This is a genomic window from Corallococcus sp. CA047B (genome assembly GCF_003612065.1).
In the GTDB taxonomy this organism is placed as follows: domain Bacteria; phylum Myxococcota; class Myxococcia; order Myxococcales; family Myxococcaceae; genus Corallococcus; species Corallococcus praedator.
Genome location: NZ_RAWD01000670.1, coordinates 1 through 1,011 on the forward strand (window position 1 = coordinate 1; position 1,011 = coordinate 1,011).

Here is a 1,011-nt window from a genome sequence, read left to right on the forward strand (position 1 = left end):
CCACCCCGCCCGCGCCGTAACCGTCGTCCCTCTTGAGGCGGGCGCCCGACATGCCGGGGCGCCCGCCTCGTGGTTCTTCATGCAGTCCCCGGAGCCCCGTGATGCGAAGCGTCCTCTCGCCCTTCGTGGGCCTGCTGCTCGTCCTGCTCTGCGTGGGTCCGGGTTGTGATTCCGGTCCGCGGCCCGGGTCGCCGGAGGCCCCGGCGCGGACCGGGTCGGAGGTCACCGTCGCCATTGGCGCGCGGGACGTCTTCTCCGAAGCCTTGATGGGCCGTGTGTCCGCCCTCGGCTTCACCTGGCAGGACGTGGCCCGCATCCGCATCGACGTGGAGGACGCCGCCAGCCACACGGCGCTCTTCTCCGACTTCGACCTGGTGCCTTCCCCCTCCGGCTGGTCCGGCACCCTGCCGTCCCTGCCGCGCCATCAATCCCTCACCTTCATCGCGCGGGCGTACGACGGAGGCGGCGGGCTCCTCTTCCAAGGGAGCACCACGCAGACGCTGATCGCGGACCGCGAGTCCGTCGCCCTCCTGCTGTCCCCTTCCGGCACCGGCGCCCCCATCACCCTGCCCCGCATCCCGCGCATCCAACTGCCCGGGGAGTTCGTCTTCGGCCAGCCCGCCACCGTCACCTTCTTCGTCGAAGCCAACGCCAACGAAGCCCTGTCCTTCGTCCTCACCGCCGACCCCACCGGGGGCTCCTTCGTGCCCTTCAACGGGACGTTGACGCTCACCGGCACCTCCGGCGCGTTCGTCGCCCGCTACCTGCCCCCCTTCGGCCTGCCGAGCCCCGTGGACTTCACCCACTCGCTCACCGTCACCAACCCCGCCGGCCACTCCATCAGCACCACGTTCACCACGCGCGTGCTGCCCGCGGACCGCTCCACCGACTCGCTGGGCACCACCGTGCGCATCCTCTTCGCGCCCGTCATCAAGGGCCTGTCCGCATCCCGCCTCGCGGGCACCTCCGACGTCGCGTGGACCGCGTCCGTGTCCGACGACCAGCCCGCCC

General features: G+C 71.8%; 1 pseudogene. It reads left to right on the top strand.

From position 1 onward, the window contains the following. Positions 1-101: 101 nt before the first annotated feature. Positions 102-1,011: pseudogene (locus D7X74_RS42070) on the top strand (RTX toxin); the annotation flags it as partial.